Here is a 17,821-nt window from a genome sequence, read left to right as displayed (position 1 = left end):
TTTCCTGCAAACCAACTCTCATTAAAAGACATAAAAATAAGTGAGCAACTGGAGAAGAGGTATGATGAATAATAAGAAATCAGTATTTTACGTATCGCTCGCCTTTAGTTTGGCATTAATTAGCTTAGGCGCTTTTATACCTGACAAACTCGAAGCATTTTCAAATTACTCTCTGGGTTTTATCTATAACAATTTAGGCTGGTTTATACTCGGAGCCGTTTTTATCTTTTTTAGCTTTTGTATGTACCTCGGTTTCTCCAAGTTTGGTCATATTCGACTTGGTAATGATGCCGATCGCCCTGAGTACAACACCGCCACATGGGTCGGTATGCTATTTAGCGCCTCTATTGGGATCAGTTTAGTCTTTTGGGGAGTCGCTGAACCCGTGTCTTACTACATTAGCCCTCCCGTCGGTACTGGTTACACTGAACAAGCAGCCAAAACTGCCATGCAATATGTCTATTTGCACTGGGGTGTATCTGCTTGGGCATGCTATGCGCTAGTCGGTGTATCATTAGCTTTTTTCCAATTCAGAAAAAAACTACCTTCATCACTGAGCTCAGTGTTCTACCCCCTGATTGGCGATCGCATCAAAGGATCCATTGGTAAATGGATTGATGTGCTCGTTGTTCTATCGATTGTTATAGGCATCGCCACATCACTTGGCTTTGGTACTCTACAAGTTAATACGGGTATGAATTATCTCTGGGGAATGCCGATTAGTATTTGGATCCAAGCCGCCATTATTGCCATCGTGACAGTCATTTATATCGCTTCAACCATTTCGGGACTACAAGGTGCAATCAAGCATCTATCAAACCTGAATATGCTATTAGCCTTTGCATTGATGGGCTTTATTCTGTTTGCTGGACCAACACAAACTATCTTAAAGGTCCTTTTTCAGGGTATCGGTGATTATGTACAAAACTTTGTCAGCATGTCATTCCGTACAGAACCATATAATGATGGCGCGTGGATTGCCAACTGGACACTATTTTATTTCGGATGGTGGATCGCATGGGCGCCATTAGTGGGAAGTTTTGTTGCTAGGATCTCTAAAGGCCGTACGATCAAAGAATTTATGATTGGTGCTGTATTCATCCCTGTACTCGGCTCATTTACTTGGTTTGCCGTAATGGGAGGCTCTGCCATCCATTTGATTCAAAATATGGGACAAAAGGCACTCGCTGAAGCCGTTAAAACCGATGTGACATCCGCATTTTTTAAATTTTTAGATTACTTCCCTGCCAGTACTTTTATGTGCATATTGGCGATGGTACTGGTCATGGTATTTTTCATTACTTCAGCCAATTCCGCAGTATTTGTGCTGGGAATGGTCAGTGAAAATGGTAACCCAAACCCAACTCATACGACGAAAACCATTTGGGGTGTGGTCATTGCCGCCATCGCTATCGTATTAATCATCACGGGCGGCTTATCCGGTTTACAATCTGCGCTTGTTGCCACTGCAATCCCTCTTTCTATTTTGATGCTAATAATGTGTTACTCAACCTATAAAGGATTAAATGAAGAAATTAGTCTTGAAAAAGCAGAAAAAAAATACCGAAAGAAGCTTAAAATAACCGCTGGGAAACCGATTTTGCCCGCGACAGAAAAACTACCTGAGTAATTAATAATCATATTAAAATAATTAAGCCACTGTATAATACGGTGGCTTTTTATTAAAAATAACTAAAACTAATAATAAAAAATAAGCATTATTAAAATAATTTTAAATCCACCTATAGAAATAAAATCAAAAACATTATTTCAATCATCAAAAACAACTCACGACGTGGTTAATAGCAAGTAAGTTATTAGTCTATAATACATTCTATAATTTAATTGTTTTTATATTTTATTATTATCTAATTAATGAACTGGAAATATAAAACTCAAGTTTATTATTTAATATAATTCATCAGGTTAATTATAGGTATAATAAAATCATGCCAACAAACAAATCAACGCCTTATATTTTCTTAAGTGAAGAAATTGCCGCTATTTTACAAGAAAAATCCTATCAATTAGCATTAAAAGGGGGACCGCAAGAAACTGGTAATCAAAAATTAGCAGAGGATATCGCCACAGAGCTCTTCGAGTTATTTAATGATAATGATAAGAAGTTAATTAATGATTATATTTCAGGAAAAATTACTCACTTAGTTTTTGATGGTTTCCTTAATACGGATATTGATGGCAATCCCATAAAACTACCTCAGGAAAATCAATTTCCTACGCTTGAAGAGCTTGAAGCTGATATTGAAGTTTTAAAATTAGCCTCCCAAGAACAAATCATATTAGCCTTACTCAATGAAACAACTTTTGCCTTTGACTCTGAAAATGAAGGTAAAATTGTGCGCGTTGTTGCAAACTTTCGTGGAGGTGGCACCCAAAAACTTGCCAATGAAGCACCCGATGGTAGCTCTCACTCAGGTAAAGCCGTCGTTCCCCATACTGAAGATCCTTATTACTCATCAACAAAAGTCGAGCAAGGGCATTCACCATCACCTTCATCATTGATCCTTACAGCAAGGTGGAATCCATTATCAGAAACAACAAAGCTAGCACCAATTGAACGAGTGTTAAGCCAGTTATCCAAAGAAGAAATCGTTGCTTTAGCGGGTAAAAACTTTAATTTTCGTGCCGCAAAAACGGCAAGTGAAGGTAAAAGTGTCGGTGGAACCCATGTTTCAATACTAGATTTAAATGACAAAGGAAGGCTTGCAGCAAACTATAATTTAGAACGTTTTTCCGTTGATCCCGCTGCGTCAGAATTTATAAAAGACACCTATGCTAAATTTAGTCAACTTGCTGCTGAGATTAAATTTGACGAAATAAACCTACAACCAAATAGAACACTTGTGATTAATAACCCTCTCAACTTCCATTGCAGGGATACAGTTAAAGATAATCGACGAGTGCTTGTACGTGTATTTGGTTATCGGAAAAATGTGGATTATCTTCCTATTAATCAAGATCCCTTAATTGTTAAAGGATAAATAAACTCAGCCACAGCATATTACTGGCTGTGGCTACTTATAATAAAATCATTCATCTTTAAACAAGGTTAATGCCAAAATCAAGGCATCCTCACGCCCTTCCTTTGCAGGATAATAATCTTTGCGTACCGTCACTTGATGAAACCCTAACTTATCATACAGATGTAATGCAGCTGCATTAGACTCACGCACTTCAAGCCACAACGTTAAAACATTTTTACTAGAGAGATCATCGATTAAATGCTCCATAAGAACACGTCCATAACCCTTCCCTTGGTAATCAGGATGTATCGCAATATTAAATAACGTTGCTTCATCAAGGATACATTGTGTTATAGCAAACCCAACAATCTGATTATCAACAGAAATTTTAATATTATGATATTTTTCCCCCTGATTTCCATAGAAAACACGTTCAGACCAAGGAAAATCATGGCTTAATTTCTCAATTAAGAATGCGGTGGCAAGATCAGACTGCTTTAGTGCTGAAATTTTCGTCATATTGATAAATCTGCTTCCATAGTGCCTGTTTAGCGTTATTGCTGGCTATCAGCTCATCTAATACAGGAGATATAAAGGTTGTTTTTATACTTTCAAGATGAGATTGGCTGCCTAAGACCCAACAATTGATCGTTATTGGTGTTGGGAGCATCGACAATTGTTCCGAATTAATACAAACCACATCCGTAGGATCCACTTTCATGGCCAAAAAAATATCTTTCAGCAGACGATGGTTTAAATCTAGGCTCTCATCAGTAATAATAATCAACTTAGCCGAATCTGGAATTCTTACACCACGTTCACCGCGCAATACAGCAGGGTTTCTCACTACCCATTGAGTGATACCCATTTGATTTAAAAGCCTGTCACGTCGTGCCATTCATTTATTTCCAGTCGCTATGTTAAGTAAGGTATCTTATCAAAGGGGACTAATAGCGCCAACATAGCAATGCTATTTCCCTGTTTTCTGATAAAGTGTGCGCAAAATAATTGGGTTTGCATACCTATTGCAAGTAATTTGTTGCTGCTGGATATGTCAAAACGCTGCAACCTGAAGTATCAAAAGTATGACAAGTAAGGAGATTTTTAATTATGTCACTACTAACCCCCGCTAGTGAAGTTATCCAGCGCCATCTTGAGCACTTTACAGAACGTCATGTAGTCTTGGCAGGTGATATTCAAGATGAACTCGCCGCGACTTTAGAAGCTGCAAGTGTTCGTGTTATCACTAACCAATACCATCGCTGGAAAAGCCTAAGTAGCTTAATGGGAACAAATGCGCAATTTGCTGCAATTGCTGACGCTGATTTTATCCGCCCTTGCAATACGCTGATCTATTTCTGGCCAAAAAACAAACAAGAAGCCTGCTTTCAGCTCGACGATCTGTGCACTCACCTCACAGCGGGTAGCCAAATTTTCGTGGTCGGTGAAAACCGTAGTGGTGTCAAAAGCGCAGAATCCATCATGGAAGGCATTGCAACACTGCAAAAAATTGATTCAGCTAGACGTTGTGGTCTGTATTATGGTGAACTAGAACAGCCAACTCAGTTCGATATTACGCACTGGTGGCGCCGCTATGAAGCTGAGAATGTACAAATTCATGCTCTTCCTGGCGTATTCAGCCATAATGAATTGGACATTGGCAGCGATTTACTTCTTTCTACTCTTAATGAACCTGTAATGGGTAATGTTCTTGATATTGCCTGTGGCAATGGCGTATTAGCGGCAGTGATTGGAAAAAATAACCCTGATGCCACCTTAACGCTCAGTGATGTGAGTGCTGCTGCGCTGATGTCTTCTACCGCAACATTGCAAGCTAACCAATTAACAGGAAAGGTCATTGCTAGCGATGTCTACTCTAACATCAATGACCAATTTGACTGGATCATCTCCAATCCCCCATTCCATGATGGTCTTAATACCAGTTACAGCGCAGTAGAAAATATGATTTATCAGGCGCCTAAGTACCTAAAAAGAGGAGGTAAATTCCGTATCGTCGCAAATGCGTTCTTACCTTACCCTGACATGCTTGATAAGGCCTTTGGTAGCCATGAGTTGTTAGCTAAAACAGGTAAATTTAAAGTTTATCAAGCGACCAAACGTTAATTACCAATAAATATAATATTACAGTCGGGCAAACGTCTTATATTTGGCGGCAGTGACGGAGCTTTTAAAATAAATTAGGCAAATCAACCCGTTGATTTTCAGCTAATAACACGAAGCAGGGAAACTCTACGTTATACTGCTTCGTCGTCAATCTCAGGCCAACCAGAAGTGTTGGCCTTTTTTACTTGAAATATCTCGCGAACAGTAAAAAAATTATTGACGTCTGAATAAATTAGCCTAAAATCCGCAGCGTGCTATCAACATAAGATAGAGTCTGATATTGCGAGGGTGGCGGAATTGGTAGACGCGCTAGCTTCAGGTGTTAGTGTCCTTCGGACGTGGGGGTTCAAGTCCCCCCTTTCGCACCATGCAGGCCTTGTTTTTAAATAGACCGATAGTTCTTTTAATAATTAACAGTATTTGCGAGGGTGGCGGAATTGGTAGACGCGCTAGCTTCAGGTGTTAGTGCCCTTCGGGCGTGGGGGTTCAAGTCCCCCCTTTCGCACCACTGTTAACTTATCTCATTCCCTTCACTTTTAAGCATTATGTTGCAACACCAATGCGACCAAACTACAGAGAAGAGCAATAACAGCAGGAACAATCAGCAAACGCCGAGAGCCGCGACTGAATAACATAGCGGCAGTCATCAGCATGGTAATAATGGTGATAATTTTTAGGCTGTTCATCCCTATATTGCTGAGTAGATAAATCACGCTCAACAAAATAACGGCGAAAACACCCCATAATCCCGCAGTAAAGCGGCGCAGATCAGTGCTTTTGGTTACGCTATTTGGCATCGCTACCTCAACAATTTAAATGATAATGATTATCAATCATATCTTGTTTTTAGCAAAAAACAATGTTTTTTGTTAAGAAAGCGACGCTATTTGTCATCAAAATGGATAAATAAAATGGATATCCTCTGGCTCTAACGCAAATAGCTCAGGATCAGGCTTATCAATCAATTTACATCCCATATATTGATAGAAATGTACTGTGTTTTCAGAGGGCGTTGCAGAAATATAAAGCCCTTCAGCTTTCTTCTCTTTTGCCAGCTGACAACATCGCTTAAAAAGCATCCCACCTAACCCTTCGCCACGATAGTGCTTGCTAACATGTAAAAATGATAATTGCAGTAAGTTATGAGCTTCCCCACGCCAAATATTATCAAGACTGGCCGCAGCAATTAATGTGTTCTCATCAAATACTCCAATAAATACCGCACCATTGTCATAACTCTCAAGCAGATGTGGGGTATAAGCCTCAGGCTCACCTTCTGGCCAGCCTTTCATGTCAAAACGCTGTGCTGATAGAACTAGCTGCCCTTTTTCATGTAGATATAAATGTTCAATTAATTCAGTTCTATCTATCGACCAAACAGATGGGATTTCATCCCTTTGTAACTCACGTATTTTTCTCATTTTCCAAACTCATTTGCTCTTTACGACTCTCAGCGACACCTTCTAGGGCATGATATGCAACAGCACAAAATAATGAATTTAGTCGCTTCATATCACCCAATAAACTGACATGTAAGTTACTAGTATCTAAACTTTGCATGTTTTGTTCATGTAGTCTTTCCACATGTGCATAGGCAAAACGCTGATTGATCAAACGAAAACGATGCTTAGCACGACGTAAACGTTTTGCATTATCAATATCAGCTGAGACAAACACTGACATCCCTAAATTTAAATTAGCCTGTAATCGTTCAAGTAATGACAGCAATTCTTTAAAGCCCTCATTCGAAAATGAACGACGATTATCAATTGATTTTTTCACCAATTCAGAAGTCATGCGATGAATAATCGTTGAAGATTGCTGAAGGTTAAAAGCCGTATCAATAATTTCAGCCCAACGCCTTGAATCTTCTTCGCTTAGCTCACTTTGCTGCAATTGAGCCAAATAAAGCTTAATACTACTATGCAGCATATCGACTTCTTCTTCTAAGCGGCTAATTTCTCTTTTTTGTTCTTTATTACCATTAAGCACATCTCTAAAACGCTGCAACATTAGCTCCAGCACATCTCCCATCCTCAGCGTTTCTCGCACTGCATTCGCAATCGCCAACGATGGAGTTTCTAAAGCACTTTTATCTAGATAACGAGGGGCTATTTGCTGTTCAGCAGAAGGTGAAATGGGGATCAATCGATTACAGAATTTAGCCATTGGCCCGACAAAAGGCAACATCACTAGGCAACGAATGAGATTATAAAAAACATGGAAATAGATAACCACTTCAGCCGCATTAAAACCATACTCACCAATCCATTGTGCGATCGGTTTTACCCATGGTAATACCACCACACAACCAATCAGTTTAAATAACAAGCTCCCCAACACGACTTGGCGAGAAATTTCATTCTGCCCGCGGCTGCTCATCATAGCGAGTAAGCCACTACCAATATTAGAACCAATCACAATACTTAAACTAATATAAAGTGGTACTAAGCCTGTCGCACTTAGCGTTGCGGTTAACAATACCGCAGCTAAACTTGAATAGCTGATCATGGCAAATAGTGCACCTACCAACAATGCTAATACTACATCGCCACTTAATGACGTAAAAATGGCTTTTACAGCATCCGCATGAGTAATCGGTTCTGCCGATGCCACAATCAGTTGTAAGGCTAATAAAATTAGGCCTAGACCGATTCCTACGCGACCAATTTGCCCTGTACGATTCTTTTTTTGGCTTAAAAATGTTGCCACCCCAATCAGGATCAGCAATGGAGATAGCCATGAAAGATCGAATGTCAAAATTCGGGCCATTAATGCAGTACCGACATCAGCGCCAAGCATAATGACCATGGCTGGCGTTAATGAAATTAACCCTTGAGAGACAAAAGAAATGACCAGCAATGCTGTTGCATTACTACTTTGAACGAGTGCGGTGACCCCGACGCCGGAGAGAAATGCGCTTGATTTACGACTTACACTTTTTCCTAAAATACGCCTTAAGTCAGCACCAAAAACTCGCATGATGCCAGTACGGACAATATGTGTTCCCCAAACCAGCAATGCGACCGATGATAAAAGATGTAAAAGGGGCAACATTGAAATTTGAATCCTATATATTTATATTTTTAAATAAAACAATCAGTTATTGAAATTTAGAGATTTTTTATGACCAGCTAAAAACGGTCATAATACGGTTCAATAGATGAAATCATTAGATGTTTAAGAATGAGGCGACTAATACAAAAACACTTCATTATACATTATTTTCTTTATTTTTCAAAAAGTTAAAGTTTAAAGTGTTATTAGAAGCGATAATCTGATTAATGATAAGGCAACACGAACAAATAAAACTTCAACGCCAAATAATTTTTATACATGAATCGACTAATTAACGCAAAGTTCATAATGTAATTTAGCATTAATATGAAGGATGATAGTTGGAAGGGAAAATAAAAAATCCTCTACAACATCCTGTCGCAGAGGATTTAACTTACAAGGTTGGTTTATTGTTTCAATCCCATGGCATCACGCATGGTAAAGAACAAATCAGTTTGGTCAGTCAGACCCATAACGTTGGCTGCATGTGGACCATAAGCCGCAACGCGCAGTTGTGCACCTGTATGCTCCTGTGAATCATCTTCTTCAGAGTTACCGTAGTTCACAACCATCACAGAACCATCTTTCGTGATCAGCGCTTGTGTCAAACCCGTTGATTTAGTGCCTTCTGGAATAATTTGGCTAGAGTGCGCATGGTCAGCGGTCACGATAACTAAAGTGTCACCATGTTTTTTTGCAAACTCTAAGCCAACTTGCACCGCTTCATCCAATGCGACGGTTTCACCAATTTGACCACATGGGTTCGCTTTATGATCTTGTTTATCGATAGAAGCACTTTCAACTTGTAAGAAGAAGCCATTTGGATTGGTTTTTAATAAATCAATGGCCTTCTCTGTCATTTGAGCCAATGTCGGTGCATTAGGATCTAATTTAGAATTCGGCTTACATTCAAGTGGTGGGTTATTAATATTACCGTAATGTGTTGCTTTAGGTCCTTCCCAAGCCACCGCCATATTCCCCTCATGGAATAAACCTAACACTGGCTTGTCTTGGTTAGCTACAGTGACGGCTTCCAGTGATTTTGCATCACGAACAATGTTAAAACCACGTTCTTTCGCTTGCTCTTCTAACGTTTTACCTTGGTAATCGCCAGCCTTCGCCACTTGCTTGAAGCTCTTCGCGCCACCACCTAATGTAACATCGGCGCGCGTCACGAGTAGCTGCTCAGAGATAGAGCCACGCCCACCATTTTCTAAGGCATTCGTCGCACACTTTTCTGACGTTTCTTCAGGACCATAACATTTACGGGCTGTAACATGGGAAAATTGAGCAGCAGGTGTCGCATCTTGAATTTCTGACGTGGTTACGTTCCCCGTCGCTTTACCATTACGTTTAGCCAGCTCAATTAAGGTATCGTGATCTTTATCGAAAACATCAACACCAAGCGCGCCATTATAGGTTTTCACACCTGATGACCACGCCGTTGCTGACGCAGCAGAATCCGTTACATAGTCTGGTTTCTTGGTTTTTTTGTTTAATGCGTAATGGGTATACTGACCCGTAATCGGTAGTGCATCAATGCCTTTAAAGAAGCCACCAGCACCTTCAGCATAATTGCGTGCAACCGTAATTTCAGAGTCTCCCATCCCATCACCGATAAACAGGATCACGTTCTTAGCTTGTCCATTGTGCAAAGCGGCTTTCATGATATCAGTTTGTTCTTGTGCTAAACGACGAGCACCACCAAATTGGGTTATATCACCTTGTGCCGCGCGATTTTCTGAAACTGCATCGTTTGGTGTTGCTGCATTTGCTGGCAGAGTACCACTTAAAAGCATTGTACTCACAGCAACAGCTAAAATCGATTTCATGCAATGACCTGTCATAATCATTTCCTTGCCAATAAAAGAAGTTTAAATATTAAGTTGCTTCGAATAATGATTGGCATGCTAAGCTAGCTAGATGACAGTTGGATGAAGGTTTTATGTCGAAAAAAAGATGATTGTCATTAATATGCAAAAAGGCAGTCACCAATGAACTGCCTTTTAGTGTTTTGAAGCATGAAAAATAGCGAATTACTTAGCGATATTACCGCTTAAATAGCGAGTTCCTTCATACAGTGTTTCACACCAAGAAACATAATCATGTCCACTCGGTAATTCAGTTGCTTCAACTTGATAGCCTTTATGTTTTAATACATCCAATAACCGATAATGATTCTGGATGATCCCTCCCCAGCTACCCCGTTGCTCAAACAACCCCGCCTCTAAATAGAAACGTAACGGTCTCTTTGACATCTGTTCTATTTCGCGGATCAACCATTCTGGATCTTTCCCTTTAGGCGCCCACCAATATGAACCAGACATACTAATCACATTACCAAATAGCTCAGGGTGAGTTAATGCATTCCATGTTGCCCCTAGACCACCATAGCTCGATCCTGCAATGATCGTTGATTCAGCTGGCGCATTGATCCCTTTTGCCCGCAATAATGGCATGAGCTCCTTGGCAAGCATTTCAGGAAAGTCACTGTTTGGAGGCAGTTCATTATTTCTATGCTCAGAACTAATACTGTCTAGAAACACCACATACATAGGCGGTATTTTGCCTTCTAGCATCCACTTATCAAAAAAGTCTGCCATTTTGTAAGTATTAAGATAAGTTTGTCCATCCAGTAGTACCAGTACTGAAGGTTGTTTCATCACGACAGAAGGGCGGTATATTGAAATTTTTCTATTATTATTCAATATATTGCTTTGAAATGAAAATGACTCTAATTGACCATTAAGCTGATGACGCTCAATTTTGGCAAAATCACACTGACGTTTTTCTGGCGCTAAAGACAATAAAGAAAACCGATTATAACGATCATTAAAAAATGAAGGAACAGCATAAGTATTAAAGGGATCTGCTTGCGCCGTGACTAAAATCGCTTTACGTTGCGCCAGCCCACCTTCAGCAATCTTTGGAACATCAGGTGCTATTTTATATTGCGACAACGTATCATTTGGCACAATGAAACTACGATACCAGATATCCTTATTCGGCACTCTCGCCATCGTTTCATGATTACCCGAGGGCGCCCCCAATATATAGGCATTCGACTGCGCACCTCGCCATAAAAAAGTCACTCTCTTTTGCCCTTTCTTGTAATCTTCAATCAAGGGAGTGCCCTGCAATTTGATCTCCTGCCAAAAAGCATCAGTGGTTTTATCTTGCTGATGTGCATCAAGTAAGGCTTGTAACTTAGGGCTATCAATCTTGTGTTCAGCTTCAATCGCTAAAGGCTGATAATCCGCTAAATTAAATTTGAGATGCCATGGCTGCTCTGGTACACCTTGTAATTTGAGGTAATATTGACCTTTTTTTGGGGCAATATAAGAAATAGCGTGCGTTTCAGACTGCGGCCAACCCTGTAAAAGAACACGAATTGGTGCCTTACTGCTTTTCAGTAAAATCGCTTCAGCGATCCCATCACCTTCTTGGCGAACAACCTGTTTATCCGAAATTTCAACTAACAAACAGCTATGACCTTCACTATCATGCACGCCCTCAATAGAAGAGGACAGCTCATCTAAACGAATACACTCTGCAACAGCTGACATAGCAACCGATGAAAGCAAAATACAGCCGATTAACGGTAAAGATTTCACATCATTTTCCATTAAAAATTTATTTAATGGAAAATATTACTATCAAATTAATATTTCAAACTCAATGATTAACAAAATGTTTTTCCATAAATTGGTGAATCAACTGTAAAGCGCTCAATAAACGATGTCTTTGCTCGGAAGTTAACCGTAAATAACGCCTTGTGGCAGGGATCCTGCTAACCATTTCAGATGCAGTAAAAGGCTCAATTTCACAATGCCATACACCATGTTTAATGTTTAAATGGCAATAATTAAAATCTAACTCTTCGAGCGTACTGGTAATGATTGGGTATTGCTTTAGTAAGCTCACTAACGATTGTCCTTGCTCATCCTTCGATACAAAATCAATATGTTTTTTACGTAAATTACCACTTGTTTTCACGGTGACTTGTGCATTGATAGCTTGGCGACAATTTCCCGTTACCGAAAATCGACTAAACACAATAAATGCCATAAACAGTGTTTTAACTCTTTCCGTGACACAGATCGTTAATTCATCTTGTGGGCGGATAAGGAGCTCCCCAGGAGCTCCCCATTCACACTGATAAGGCAAAATATCACGCTCCACTTTATTTAGCGTTAAGCCTTGCTGGTACCCTGTTGGCAGACGCTTTTGCGTTAAGCGTCGCCAGAAAGAATATTTAGGCGAGGTTGCGTAATGGCTCAATTTTACCTCCATTTAACTCTTCCTCTGTAAATGTGTTTGATAACACCTGCTCAACCGGAACGGGTTTGAATGGATTAACCTTTTGCACAAAGAGCGTCCAAATTAATGCATAGCTGGCAGTTAGTCCTAACATAATAATAAATGGAATATAAACATCCGATTTATTCATTCCTGGAGGGGTGATATACACAATGGCTAAAATAATCCCTACACTCGAAATAATTTGTGGGATAGGAAAAAATGGCGAACGATACGCACGATGTAAGTCAGGACGACGTATACGTAATAATATGACTGAAACAGTGACTAACAGATAAGCCGTGCCCCAAGAACATACAGCAGCCAATACCAATGGCATGATGCGATCTAAATCACCTTGGATAGCAAACGTGTGCAGACAAGGGATCATTACTGCAACAAGGATCCCAAAGACTGGCGTTTTAAAACGTGGGTGCAAGTAAGCAAATATACGAGGTAACGCACCATCCAGCGCCATCCCATAAAGGATCCGCGGAACCGCTGCCATTAATGTATTAATCGTTGCTCCACCAGCAAGCAATAGCGCAATACCAATCCAATATTTACCAATATCACCAAAAACTTGGCTAGCAAAAGCAGGGATAGCCATCGGTGTTTCTAGCAGGCTAACATTATTTGTCGGATCAACAATGACGTTTTCGACTTGATTTGTCATCGCTGCGCCAAATAAAAACATACAAAATGCGACACCGCACAGCCCTGTTGCCATCGCACGCGGAATAACTTTAGCTGAGTTTTTAATTTCAGGCGCCATTGGCGTGACCAACTCACAGCCAACAAACATGAACATCGCCATACCAACAAAACTCAAAACAAGAGTCGGATCAGAAATATTCAAACCTTGACCAAACCATCCATCAACAGAAGTGTGGAAAGGGATCAATAATCCACCAATACTGAAAATAACTAAGGTGCTCCACATCGCAAAGGTAAGCACGACTTCAACTTTACTGAAAGCTTCAATCCCTAAAGCATTGAGTAGACCAAATGTGATCACCAAGCCTACCCCAACCATCCAAGAGGTATTACTGGTTTCCATTACGGTATTTAAGCTTTCAAAATTAACTAATGCCATGATCCCCGACAAAATCGTTTCTGCCGTTCCCGCAAATACATGCACAATTAAATAAGCTGACAACGCTCCGGTTATCGCCCAGAAGCGCCCCATACCACATGAAATATAATCATAAACCGAGCCTGATGTTGGTAAAATAGCCGCCGCTTCGGAGAACGTCGTCAATTGAGCCTGCATCATGATAAAGCTCAGTAATACGGCTAAAGCAAACGTATCGCCACCAATGCCAAAACCACTCGTCACCGTCAAAATAACAGGACTTGCCATAATCACGCCCACAGAACTCGCTAAAGTTGTTGGAAAACCAACTTTCCCCTTCTCAATGTGAGACGTTAATTTTGAGGACATATTCATTTTGCTTCCCTCTCTTTCTGGAACACAGTCGTGATTGTGAATTTTTTGTAAAAATAAAATGACTGCATTGCCACTATAAAAATAAGCACAAACATGTCGCTATCGTCCTAAAGGACGATACCTATCGGGGGAGGAAAAGAGAAAGGAGTTGGCGAAAAGTACCGAATTAATTAATCAAAAAAAAGATAAAGCATGGAATATCAATAGATAACACTTTACCACTTCATTAATATATTAATAAAAACACAACGAAATATACCGATAGATGCATTTAGCCTATTGGCTCCTTGCCAGTGAAGTTCAAATATTGCAACCAAGCTCACGTTATTAACATGTTTATTTTATGTTAACGAAAAATAATTGCATGATAATAATTAGGCTCTCTATGGAAGGGAATATGATGAAAACACCACCTTTGTGCTACCACCAGCGAACATTAATTAACTGTTGTTTAAACACAATCGCCCATATTATTCCTGTTTCAGCATCCGTTTACTACTTAGTGGATGATTTTTGGCAACCTGATAATCATGTTTTATATGGGATCAGCTCTAGCATGCATCAAGATTACTTACAGCACTTTTATCAATTAGATCCGCTGCATCCTGATAAATTCCGAGGCGATGACTTACGTCTAGTTAGAATGGCGCCTGATATGAAACAGCAGAGCCAAGAGTTTTATAATGATTTTATGCGTCCCAATAATATTACTGATATGGCTGAGATTTTTATTCGCCGTAAAAATAAAATCATTGCAGGTATCTCCGTACTGCGTGATAGGCCGTTTCAGCAACAAGAAGTGATGCGATTGAATGCTATTTTACCTATTGCAGAGCTAATGACCTTTGACATACTGCCTGATTCACTGGTCTCTTACACACCTAAAGAGCAAGAAATCATTCACTTAGTACGTGAGGGAGCAAGTAATAAACGTATCGCACTGCTACTTGGCGTTTCATTGTCTACCGTGAAAACGCACTTACGCAATATATTCACTAAAGCGAATGTCAGTAACCGAACCGAGCTTGTTTCATCCGGTTTTATTATTCGCCAAGAAAAGATGATGTGAGTACTCAGCGACTCACATCATTAAAATACTATAGACCGCCACCCGCATCGATAATAGCGCCAGTCACATAAGATGACGTATCACTCAGTAACCATGTGATCACATCAGCGATCTCTTCGGGCTTTCCCCCTCTTTTCATTGGCACAACCTGTGCAACGCGGTCGACACGCTCAGGCTCACCACCATCTGCATGGATCTCTGTGTAAATCACACCGGGTCGCACAGCATTGACACGAATGCCTAATTCAGCCAATTCAATTGAAAGGCCCTTTGTGATTGTATCTACTGCACCTTTGGAAGCCGCATAGTCAACATACTCCCCAGCCGATCCTGTACGCGAAGCGATAGAAGATACATTAACAATTGCCTTTCCTTGGAAGCTATCAAAGTGGCGCGCACTTTTAATAAACTCTCGACTACAAATCAGTAGCCCTGTCACATTCGTTGCTAATACCTGATTAATACGTTCTGCTGTAAGGTGTTCCGTCGTACTATGCTGAAATAAAATACCTGCATTATTCACTAAGTAATCTAAATCGCCATACTGTTCGCGAATGGTAGCAAACATCTGCGTAATTTCGCTTTCATCCGCAATATTCGCTTGGATAGCAACAGCTTTACCACCAGTCGCAGTTATCTGATTAACCACCTCATCAGCAGCAACTTTATTATTTTTATAGTTAATAATCACCTGCATTCCTAAGCCAGCAAGCTGTATTGCCGTCGCTCTGCCAATCCCTCTGCTTCCACCTGTAATTAATACATTCTTCATTAAAAACTCCTTATAAGCGATGAGCTTCCACAGTAGGCAATTATTTATTGTTAATTTTATTTTGAGATTAAATGCGAATAAAAAAAGCCCAGCATTTGCTGGGAAACCACTATAAAATCAATACGTTAATACTAATAACGGATCATGACTGACTTCAACTCTGTGTAATGCTCAATAAAAGCACTACCAAACTCACGCCCGATCCCAGAAGATTTGATGCCGCCAAATGGAACTGCGGGGTCAAGGAACGTATGCATATTTACCCATACTGTTCCTGCTTCAATACGAGAAATCATACGCATCGCTTTACTTAAATCATTAGTCCAAAGGCTTGCTGCAAGACCAAAAGGTGTACTGTTCATTTGCTTAATGAGCTCTTCTTCATCATCGTAACTTAAGAAGGTTCCGACGGGCCCAAATGTTTCTTCTGTCATTAATGCATCATTTGGACTGTTAGCTCGAATGATTGTAGGCGGAACGAAGTAACCAGCACCGGCGATAGGCTGACCACCATAAATAATTTCATTGCCTTCTTTACGTGCTTTATCAAATAGCCCTAAAATTTTGTCGTAATGAGCCTTATTAGCTAAAGGCCCCATCTCAGTGGTTTCATCCAATGGAGAACCAATTTTAAATGTAGAAAGACGCTGTTTCAGCTGAGCTAAAACCTCATCAATCAGCGATGATGGAATATAAAAACGCTCTGCTGCTGCACAAATTTGCCCTTGATTCAAATAGCCTGCTTCAATAATACCATCAACAATTTTTTCAACTGGCAGATCAGCTAAGAAAGCAGCACCATTTTTACCTCCCAGCTCAAGGGTTACGCGTGTTAATTTACCTTCCATCGCCGCACGGCCTACCGCAAGGCCCGTCGGTACAGAGCCTGTAAAAGTCACTTTTGAGCAAAGAGGATGACTAATTAATGCAGGGCCAACTTCACGCCCACCACCATTAATAATATTAATAACGCCATCAGGGATACCCGCTTCCTTCGCTAATTCGACAACTCTTAGCATCGTCAGCGGTGTAAATTCACTTGGTTTGAGAACAATAGTACAACCACAAGTCAGTGCTGCCGCCAACTTCCATATGGAAATCATAATCGAAAAGTTCCAAGGAATAATCCCTGCAACTACGCCAACGGGTTCACGCTGAGTGAAGGCTGAATACTGTTCACCTTTAAAAGAAGGTAGAGAAACATTCAGTGTCTCACCACTGATTTTTGTTGCCCAGCCAGCAAAATAGCGTAAAAACTGCGCAGCGGAGCCAACTTCAAGGAAACGCGATAGTTGAATAGTTTTACCTGAACACAAAGTTTCTAACTGCGCCAGTTCCTCTAAATGCTTTTCAAGCAAATCAGCTAAACGATTGAGGCAATTCCCTCTTTCCATAGGTGTAGTTTGCGCCCACGCCCCATGAAAAGCACCGTAGGCGGCTTCCATCGCTGCATCGACTTCAGCCTTCGTACCTTCTTTCACTTTAGCAATAACTTGTTCAGTGGCCGGGTTAACGACTTCAAAATAAGCCTCTCCCTTACCGGAAACAGGCTGACCGTTAATAAAATGTGCATGTTGGCGCTGTAAGAAGGCGCTGACTTCCGGCAATAAGGCTAATTGACTCATCGTTATCACTCCACTTTTAAAAGTTAATTACGCGTTTACACAAGCAAGATAATGCTTAACAAAACGCTCAGCGGTGATCTCCCACAGGACTTCAGTGCCTTTCGCAGCAAACCAAGTGTCACCTTTATGATATTCAACAGTTTGACCTGTTTTGACATCCGTTAATTTCACTGAACCTTCATGAACAGTCGCCATTTCATCGAATGGGTAAACCATTTTAAATTTGCCTTTAGTACAAGCAAAGATACCACATGTTAGGTTATCAGTTGGCTCACCGTGGATCATCGCAACACTTGCTTGCGGGTCACCCTCAACAACCACAGAACCTAAATTAGTTACACTACCAATATTGAGTAGTTCAGGAAGTGGTTTGTTTAACAGTAATGGACTAATCATGATTTTACCCTTCTATATATTATATAAATGATACAAAACTGTTGC

At 40.3% G+C, this 17,821-nt stretch carries 16 protein-coding genes and 2 tRNA genes; 6 read left to right on the top strand and 12 right to left on the bottom strand.

Features of this window, described 5'->3' with window-relative positions; translation table 11 throughout:
• Positions 1-61 precede the first annotated feature (61 nt).
• Both M1E96_RS02875 and M1E96_RS02870 read left to right on the top strand, forming a co-directional pair.
• On the top strand, positions 62-1,630 hold the full coding sequence (locus M1E96_RS02875) for a BCCT family transporter (RefSeq protein WP_272580446.1): 1,569 nt from the start codon (positions 62-64) through the stop codon (positions 1,628-1,630).
• 319 nt (positions 1,631-1,949) lie between these two features.
• Complete coding sequence (locus M1E96_RS02870) at positions 1,950-3,002, top strand: hypothetical protein (protein WP_272580447.1); 1,053 nt, start codon at positions 1,950-1,952, stop codon at positions 3,000-3,002.
• Positions 3,003-3,050: 48 nt separating this feature from the next.
• Here M1E96_RS02870 and rimI read toward each other — a convergent pair whose 3' ends face one another.
• Both rimI and M1E96_RS02860 read right to left on the bottom strand, forming a co-directional pair.
• Positions 3,051-3,503, bottom strand: coding sequence for a ribosomal protein S18-alanine N-acetyltransferase (gene rimI / locus M1E96_RS02865; protein ID WP_070926993.1), 453 nt, complete (start codon positions 3,501-3,503; stop codon positions 3,051-3,053).
• A complete protein-coding gene (locus M1E96_RS02860) occupies positions 3,472-3,882 on the bottom strand; it encodes a DNA polymerase III subunit psi (RefSeq protein WP_272580448.1) in 411 nt (136 codons plus the stop codon). Before M1E96_RS02860 ends, rimI begins: the two co-directional genes overlap by 32 nt.
• Before the next feature lie 212 nt (positions 3,883-4,094).
• On the opposite strand from M1E96_RS02860, the gene rsmC reads away from it, so the two are divergent.
• The 3 genes from rsmC (at position 4,095) to M1E96_RS02845 (ending at position 5,616) form a co-directional block, all read left to right on the top strand.
• Entirely contained in the window at positions 4,095-5,108 is a 1,014-nt protein-coding gene (gene rsmC / locus M1E96_RS02855) for a 16S rRNA (guanine(1207)-N(2))-methyltransferase RsmC (protein WP_319067062.1), read from the top strand.
• A gap of 282 nt (positions 5,109-5,390) precedes the next feature.
• Positions 5,391-5,476: transfer RNA gene (locus M1E96_RS02850), tRNA-Leu, on the top strand.
• Between the two features lie 54 nt (positions 5,477-5,530).
• Positions 5,531-5,616 (top strand) — tRNA-Leu (locus tag M1E96_RS02845).
• A 28-nt stretch (positions 5,617-5,644) separates the two neighbouring features.
• Here M1E96_RS02845 and M1E96_RS02840 read toward each other — a convergent pair.
• The 7 genes from M1E96_RS02840 to M1E96_RS02810 all read right to left on the bottom strand — a co-directional run bounded on the left by M1E96_RS02840 (position 5,645) and on the right by M1E96_RS02810 (position 13,914).
• Positions 5,645-5,905, bottom strand: coding sequence for a DUF1435 family protein (locus tag M1E96_RS02840; RefSeq protein WP_272580450.1), 261 nt, complete (start codon positions 5,903-5,905; stop codon positions 5,645-5,647).
• A 96-nt stretch (positions 5,906-6,001) separates the two neighbouring features.
• Positions 6,002-6,529, bottom strand: coding sequence for a GNAT family N-acetyltransferase (locus tag M1E96_RS02835; RefSeq protein ID WP_070926999.1), 528 nt, complete (start codon positions 6,527-6,529; stop codon positions 6,002-6,004).
• Positions 6,513-8,165 carry a Na/Pi cotransporter family protein gene (locus tag M1E96_RS02830; RefSeq protein ID WP_272580451.1) on the bottom strand — a complete coding sequence of 551 codons (1,653 nt, stop codon included), beginning with the start codon at positions 8,163-8,165 and terminating at the stop codon, positions 6,513-6,515. The genes M1E96_RS02835 and M1E96_RS02830 overlap by 17 nt, the downstream gene beginning before the upstream one ends.
• Before the next feature lie 407 nt (positions 8,166-8,572).
• Positions 8,573-10,012, bottom strand: coding sequence for an alkaline phosphatase (phoA, locus tag M1E96_RS02825; protein WP_140182525.1), 1,440 nt, complete (start codon positions 10,010-10,012; stop codon positions 8,573-8,575).
• A 189-nt stretch (positions 10,013-10,201) separates the two neighbouring features.
• Positions 10,202-11,779, bottom strand: a complete 1,578-nt coding sequence (locus tag M1E96_RS02820; protein ID WP_369427361.1) for an alpha/beta hydrolase-fold protein — start codon at positions 11,777-11,779, stop codon at positions 10,202-10,204.
• 61 nt (positions 11,780-11,840) lie between these two features.
• Positions 11,841-12,458, bottom strand: a complete 618-nt coding sequence (locus M1E96_RS02815) for a DUF3156 family protein (RefSeq protein WP_081335918.1) — start codon at positions 12,456-12,458, stop codon at positions 11,841-11,843.
• Entirely contained in the window at positions 12,421-13,914 is a 1,494-nt protein-coding gene (locus M1E96_RS02810; protein WP_272580453.1) for an APC family permease, read from the bottom strand. Before M1E96_RS02810 ends, M1E96_RS02815 begins: the two co-directional genes overlap by 38 nt.
• 397 nt (positions 13,915-14,311) lie before the next feature.
• On the opposite strand from M1E96_RS02810, the gene M1E96_RS02805 reads away from it, so the two are divergent.
• Positions 14,312-14,983 carry a LuxR C-terminal-related transcriptional regulator gene (locus tag M1E96_RS02805; protein WP_070927007.1) on the top strand — a complete coding sequence of 224 codons (672 nt, stop codon included), beginning with the start codon at positions 14,312-14,314 and terminating at the stop codon, positions 14,981-14,983.
• A gap of 28 nt (positions 14,984-15,011) precedes the next feature.
• Here M1E96_RS02805 and M1E96_RS02800 read toward each other — a convergent pair whose 3' ends face one another.
• From M1E96_RS02800 to M1E96_RS02790, 3 genes are all read right to left on the bottom strand, one after another.
• Positions 15,012-15,755 (bottom strand): SDR family oxidoreductase, encoded by a 744-nt coding sequence (locus tag M1E96_RS02800; RefSeq protein ID WP_140182518.1) that lies wholly within the window; start codon positions 15,753-15,755, stop codon positions 15,012-15,014.
• A 131-nt stretch (positions 15,756-15,886) separates the two neighbouring features.
• Complete coding sequence (locus M1E96_RS02795; protein ID WP_070927012.1) at positions 15,887-17,380, bottom strand: aldehyde dehydrogenase family protein; 1,494 nt, start codon at positions 17,378-17,380, stop codon at positions 15,887-15,889.
• 27 nt (positions 17,381-17,407) lie between these two features.
• Positions 17,408-17,776 carry a cupin domain-containing protein gene (locus tag M1E96_RS02790; protein ID WP_070927014.1) on the bottom strand — a complete coding sequence of 123 codons (369 nt, stop codon included), beginning with the start codon at positions 17,774-17,776 and terminating at the stop codon, positions 17,408-17,410.
• Between the last annotated feature and the right edge of the window lie 45 nt (positions 17,777-17,821).

Origin of the sequence: Providencia sp. PROV236 (assembly GCF_033676985.1) — a bacterium.
Taxonomy (GTDB): domain Bacteria; phylum Pseudomonadota; class Gammaproteobacteria; order Enterobacterales; family Enterobacteriaceae; genus Providencia; species Providencia manganoxydans.
Note: the sequence above shows the minus strand (reverse complement) of the source record. Positions and strands in the feature narration are given on the sequence as shown.